Origin of the sequence: Ruminococcus sp. N15.MGS-57 (genome assembly GCF_000980385.1) — a bacterium.
GTDB classification, from domain to species: Bacteria; Bacillota; Clostridia; order Oscillospirales; family Ruminococcaceae; genus Hominimerdicola; species Hominimerdicola aceti.
Window position 1 is genome coordinate 21012 of the sequence record NZ_LARF01000030.1, and the last position, 6255, is coordinate 27266.

Annotated in this window: 6 protein-coding genes and 3 tRNA genes; all 9 read left to right on the forward strand. The window is 44.4% G+C overall.

All coding sequences use genetic code 11. From position 1 onward, the window contains the following. Positions 1–17: 17 nt before the first annotated feature. Complete coding sequence (gene rsmD / locus WS40_RS07435; protein ID WP_038670722.1) at positions 18–572, forward strand: 16S rRNA (guanine(966)-N(2))-methyltransferase RsmD; 555 nt, start codon at positions 18–20, stop codon at positions 570–572. Beyond that, positions 572–1075, forward strand: a complete 504-nt coding sequence (gene coaD / locus WS40_RS07440) for a pantetheine-phosphate adenylyltransferase (RefSeq protein WP_046441497.1) — start codon at positions 572–574, stop codon at positions 1073–1075. The genes rsmD and coaD overlap by 1 nt, the downstream gene beginning before the upstream one ends. Positions 1076–1091: 16 nt before the next feature. After that, positions 1092–1583, forward strand: a complete 492-nt coding sequence (locus tag WS40_RS07445; RefSeq protein ID WP_022288084.1) for a hypothetical protein — start codon at positions 1092–1094, stop codon at positions 1581–1583. 197 nt (positions 1584–1780) lie between these two features. Next, a complete protein-coding gene (locus WS40_RS07450; protein ID WP_117857411.1) occupies positions 1781–3139 on the forward strand; it encodes a hemolysin family protein in 1359 nt (452 codons plus the stop codon). A 47-nt stretch (positions 3140–3186) separates the two neighbouring features. Next, positions 3187–4440 carry a transglutaminase domain-containing protein gene (locus tag WS40_RS07455; RefSeq protein ID WP_325208479.1) on the forward strand — a complete coding sequence of 418 codons (1254 nt, stop codon included), beginning with the start codon at positions 3187–3189 and terminating at the stop codon, positions 4438–4440. 127 nt (positions 4441–4567) lie between these two features. Then, positions 4568–5590: a hypothetical protein gene (locus WS40_RS07460; protein WP_038670726.1), complete on the forward strand. Its 1023-nt coding sequence runs from the start codon at positions 4568–4570 to the stop codon at positions 5588–5590. Positions 5591–5863: 273 nt separating this feature from the next. Further along, positions 5864–5939 (forward strand) — tRNA-Val (locus tag WS40_RS07465). A gap of 102 nt (positions 5940–6041) precedes the next feature. Then, positions 6042–6118, forward strand: a tRNA-Asp gene (locus WS40_RS07470). A gap of 7 nt (positions 6119–6125) precedes the next feature. After that, positions 6126–6201 (forward strand) — tRNA-Phe (locus WS40_RS07475). Positions 6202–6255 lie beyond the last annotated feature (54 nt).

The following is a 6255-nucleotide window of genomic DNA, read 5'->3' on the forward strand; positions in this document are numbered from 1 at the left end:
TTTTGGAGTTATTTTTTATGAGAGTTATTACAGGTTCATGCAGAGGAAAAAAGCTTAAAACTTTGGAGTCGTTGGATACAAGACCAACTACAGATATGGTAAAAGAGGCTGTTTTTTCCATTATTCAGTTTGATGTACCAGCAAGCTCAGTGCTTGACCTTTTTGCAGGCAGCGGTCAAATGGGTATAGAGGCTCTCAGCCGTGGGGCTAGTCACTGCGTTTTCGTGGACAGCAATCCTGAGGCTGTGGCTATCGTCAAGGATAATGTGGATTCATGCGGTTTCAATAAGGAATCCCGTGTGCTTTGCATGGATAGTCTGGAATATCTTAAAGTTGCCAAAGCCGGGCTTGATATAGTTTTTATCGACCCGCCTTACAGAATGGGCATAGTTGAAAAGGCTTTGGAGCTTGTGGAGAGCAAGCTCAATGATGGTGCTATCATTGTGTGCGAGCATGAAAAGGAGCTTGAGCTTGGAGAAAGCTACGGCAGACTTAAGCTTCATAAGAGATATAAATACGGTAAGACCGCTTTGACGGTCTATAAGATACCAATGAAAGAAGTGGACTATTGATGCGTATCGCTGTTTGCCCGGGAAGCTTTGACCCTGTTACGCTGGGTCATCTGGATATAATCGACAGAGCTTCAAAGCTTTTCGATAAGGTGATAGTACTGGTGTCCTTTAATGCTAATAAATCAAGGGCTGCTTTCACACCTACAGAAAGAATGGAAATGATAATTGAAGCCACGAAGCACCTTGATAATGTGGTGGTGGATTGTTATAATGGTCTGCTGGCGGATTATCTGCAAAAAACAGGAGCTAATGCTATCGTAAAGGGACTTAGGGCTGTGTCTGACTTTGAGTATGAGTTCCAGATGGCTCTTGCAAATAAAAAGCTTTACAATGACGCTGAAACGGTGTTTCTCACCACTACGGGAGAGAATATGTTCCTTTCGTCAAGCGTTGTAAAGGAGATCGCAAGCTTCGGCGGAGATATCACAGGTTTTGTGCCGAAACAGATACAGAGCAAGATCACTGACAGGCTCTATAAGCCTGCCAATAATATAGATCAGTAATGAAAGGGTGTTTAAAATGACGGTAGAGGAAATACTTGAACTTATGGACGAACTGCTTGACAAGTCTTCAAGCGTACCGTTTTCACAGAAAAAAATGATCGATGTTGAGCAGATGCGTGAATACATCGACAGCATAAGACTTAACCTTCCGGGTGAGATAAAGCGTGCAAAGGATATGACAAGAGATAAGAAAAATATCCTTACTGAGGCCAACAAGGAAGCCGAGGAGATCGTAAAGAAGGCTAAGGACGAGGCTAAGAAGCTTGTGGCTCAGGAGGAGATTATCAAGCAGGCGGCTGACTATGCAAAGCAGATAGCTGCAGAGGCTAACAAGCAGGCGGCTGATATCGTTGAGCAGGCTAAGGCTAAGGACAAGGCTATCCGTGAGGCACTTTCTGAAAATCTTAACAAGTCGCTTTCTGAGGCGGCTGAGGTGCTTACAAAGAGCCTTAAGGACGTAAACACTACTAGGGACGCAGTTTCCAAGATAGGTGCGGCAGAAAAATAATATTGTTTGATGTAAGCAGATGGGCTTTGCGGCTTGTCTGCTTTTTTCATAACTAAAATTGCCCATATGAAATTCAGGCAGAATGTGAAAAATTGTGACAATATCTATTGACAAAGAAGCATATGTTGCCTATAATAAATAGTATATGATTAAAAGGCGAGCTTTTTCGCCTATGTGAAAGGGACGGTATTTTTTTTATGGACGATGTCGGGCGACTGTGGACGGGAATAGGTGTTTGTGCGGCGGTAATATTGCTTATGGCTTTTCTTACCTTGTGCGAAAATGCGGCTGTGGAGTTCAATGACGCAAAGCTAAAGAAAATGGCTGAGGAGGACAAAGACCCGAAGGCAATAAGGCTTGCGGCTTTGCTTGGCAGAACGGGCAGGGTAGTTGCGACAAACCTCATCGCACGTTCTATTATGATAATCGCAGTTTCGGTGGTGGGAGCGATCTACTTTTATGCACCGCTTTCAAATAAGCTTCACAAGCTTTTTGATGTATATACTCAGGCTTCGTATTATATTATCGGCATATGTTCATTTGTTATAATAAGCTGTCTGCTTGCCCTTGTTATATGCACTTTTGGCGTAGGCATACCAAAAAAGCTTTGCATTTCAGGCAAGGTGGGCGAGAGATTTATTCTAAATAGCTGTGTGGCTTACAAGGCACTTTTGGCGGTGTTCAGCCCATTGGCGATAGTGAGCGGAGCGGTATCCGCAGGAATATTAAGGCTGTTTGGTGTTAAGTCAACAAACAAGGCGGACGCTGTCACTGAGGAAGAGATCCTCATGATGGTGGACGCTGTAAACGAAACTGGCGGTATCGAGGAAAGTCAGGCGGAAATGATAAGCAACATTTTTGATTTTGACGATATCGAAGTTCGTGAAGTTATGACACACCGCACAGAAATGGTTGCCATAGAAGAAAATTCCACGCTTTCGGAGGCTGTGAAGCTTGTTATAGGCGAGGGCTTTTCGAGAATACCTGTTTACTGCGACAATGCCGACAACATAAGTGGTGTTATATTCGCAAAGGACTTGCTCAGGCTGGTGTTTGAAGAGGATAAGAAAGAACGTCCTGTAAAGGAGTTCATGAGGGATATAACCTTTGTGCCTGAAAGCAACAAGTGTGGTGAGCTTTTCAAAGAGTTCACTGAAGATAAGACACAGATAGCAGTTGTGGTGGACGATTACGGCGGAACAGCCGGTATCATTACTATGGAGGATCTGCTTGAAACTATCGTGGGTAGTATTCAGGACGAATATGATGACGAAACGGAGGAGATACAGAAGGTATCTTCTGATTGCTATGATATGGTAGGCACAGCGGCGTTTGACGACGTTATGGAGGCTCTTGGCAAGGAGTATCACGGCGAGGTGGATTATGACACTATAGGCGGATTCGTTATGGACCTGCTGGGTCATGTGCCTGAGGATAACGAAAAGGTGACGGTGCATTGGGAAAACGTGGAGTTCAAGGTGCTGTCGATACATGAAAAGAAAATAGAACGGCTCAGGGCTGTGATAAAAAGAGATAATGAAGAGGTCACGGACTAAGGGCTGAAATATACAGAAGAATTTTGTGTAAAAATCGAGGACAAAAATTGAAAAAAAAGAAAATGGTCGCCGCACTCACAGCGGCAGTGCTTATCTGCACATCGGGGTGCAGTTTAGGCGGAACGGGAGAGAAAAATAAAAACCGTTCAAAAAATACTTTTGTGAACACTCATGCGTATGTTGAAGCCAGTTCGGAAAGACATACTGAAACAGGGCTTGACAGCAGAAACGAGAGCTTTACGGCACTTGAGATACCTGACACGGCAGAGTATATCGCCGATTTTCTTTGTACTGACGAAAAACGTGTGTTTTCACAGCTTTACAAAGGGCTGAGCGAATTTGAAAGCTCTGTGGAGCTGGCTGAGGGAGTTATAAGCAAGGACGATATCGGTGCGTTTATCTCCATGCTTACTTCGGCGTGTCCTTATATCGACTATATGGGTTCACAGTATACTATCTGCATTGACGGAGATGGATATGTGACATCTGTGGAGGTCACATATGACAAGACCGCTGAGGAAGCGCAGGCAGAGAAAGAAAAGCTGGATAAAAAGGTCGGGGAGATACTTGCAGGCATTGAGCAGGGCTGGTCGGATTATGACAAGGTGCTGTATTTCCATGACAGCATAATTCTTGAGTGTAACTATGACGATACAGCAAAAAATTGCTATTCTGCATATGGCTGTCTTGTAGAGGGTAAGGCTGTGTGCGAGGGGTATGCAAAGGCTATGCAGATACTTTGCACTAAGGCAGGTATAAAGTGCATACCTGTGGCAGGCAAAGCCTATGACGGCGGAGCTGTTCAGCCACATTTATGGAACAAGGTCATGATAGACGGTGAATGGACGAACGTTGACCTCACTTGGGACGATCCTGTGACAGATGCAGGGGAGGACTATATCCGCTATGACTATTTTGGCATCACTGACGCCGAGTGTGCAAAAGACCATACAGCGGACGATAACAAGTTTTTGAACTATCCTGAGGCATTTTCCTCGGGGGCAAATTATTACAGAAGAAACGGTCTGTATGCTCAAAGCGGTGATGATGTCGTTCAGATGATGTGCCGTTCTGTGGCGGAAGCAATGGCTGACAGTGGATATGCAAGGCTAAAATGTGCTGACAGTGAAATGTATGACAAGGCTGTGGATACTCTCTTTGATGAGAATAGCGGTGTTATCTTTGACGTGCTGAGGCGTGCGTATAGTCAGGCTGGTGGAGATTGGTCTACCTCGAAATATGCGGTCATAAAAAATGACGACCTGTGTACTGTCACGATAATACTTTACAAAAATGAATAATTTTCTCAAAAGCAAAAAATATGCTCAAATGTGTTGAAATTTGCGGTACTTTGTGATATAATAAATATATTAGTGCGATAAAATATGATATTTTGGATATATCTTGGAAAGGAATGTTATTTTTAGTATGAGCAGTGCTACTAAGCAGAAGTCATCAGCAGGCAAGAACGTGCTGATATTCTTTATTGTTTTTATTATTCTGGAAATGCTTATAGTTGTGGGAGTGGGACGTGTTTTCAAAAACAAGAACGTTACACCGAGCATTGCAGGCTACAGCCTGTACATAATGAATGGTGACGGCATGGGTGACAGAGTTCCTGACGGCGCACTTGTTATCACATCGAACATGACCCCTAGCACAGACAAGATAGGTGAGGCAGTTGTGTGCGAGAACGTGCCTGATATTGGAACAAGCGTGTTCTGGCTTTATGACATCACTTCAACTGACGATAACAACGGCGTTGTTTACACTGTTTATCAGGAAAAAGACCCTGCAAAGCTTTATGAGATAAGCTCAAAGAACGTTGTGGGCGTAGCTTCTACATATTACATGACAGCAGGCAAGGTGCTTACGTTCATGTCGTCAACATTCGGCATGATAGTGTGCGCTGTTGTTCCTATATTCCTACTCGTTGTTATCGAGCTTATAATTGCTATCGCTACTCATTCTTCAGATGATGAGGAAGAGGACGATGACGAGCAAGAACCAGCAGAGAGCGTTACTCTTGACGATTTCCTGTTCGGCGGCGAGAACGAGGGCGAGCAGATCGCAAAACATCGCAAGCACGTTGACGACGAGATAGCTTCTCACCACAAGGCTGAGCCTGAGGGTGAAGAGAAGGCTGAAACGGAGGAAGTTATCGAGGAAGTAGAAGAGGTCGAGGAAACTATATTTGAAAGACCTGCGGAAAAGGAAGAGCGTGCTGAGATAGACCGTTCTTACTACGAGAGAGCTTCACAGCTTCTTGACGAGGCGGCTTCAACTGAGGGTACTGTAGCCCCTGAGCCTGAGAAAAAGCCTGTGCCAAAGGCAAAACCTGCGGCAAAGCCTGCACAGCAGACAAAGACAGCGTCAGCTTCCTTGGAGGAACTTATGAAGCTTATGGAGCAGGAGCAGGAAAAGCTCAAAAAACAGCTTGATAAAAAATAATTCTTTAAAAAATTTTATCCGTCGGGCGTGTGGCTCGGCGGATTTTTTTGGAGGGGAGCCTGATGAAAAAAGCCCATTTCAAGGCGAAAAATGCGGCTTTGATGTTGCAAATGCACATAAGTTTTTAAAAATATCGGACTAGCATTGTAAAATGATACAAAACATAAAAAATATCAAAAAAAGTGTTGACAAACAGGGTGGGATAGTGTATAATAGATACTGTTGTGAGGGACACAACAAAACAAAGTCCTGAAAACAACAAACCAGCTAAAAGGGAGCATAGCTCAGCTGGGAGAGCATCTGCCTTACAAGCAGAGGGTCACAGGTTCGAGCCCTGTTGTTCCCACCAATTATTTCGTGACAGGTAAAGAGATTTGCCTGTCAACGATAATAATTATTCTTCATTCTCGGAGAGCTGAACTCGAAAAGTTTGAAGTTATTTTTTTTCAATGGCCGGGTAGTTCAGCTGGTTAGAACGCTAGCCTGTCACGCTAGAGGTCGTGGGTTCGAGCCCCATTCCGGTCGCCATTGTTTTGCTTCTGTAGCTCAGTCGGTAGAGCAGAGGACTGAAAATCCTCGTGTCGATGGTTCGATTCCGTCCGGAAGCACCAAATGCGGATTTAGCTCATCTGGTAGAGCGCCACCTTGCCAAGGTGGAGGTAGCG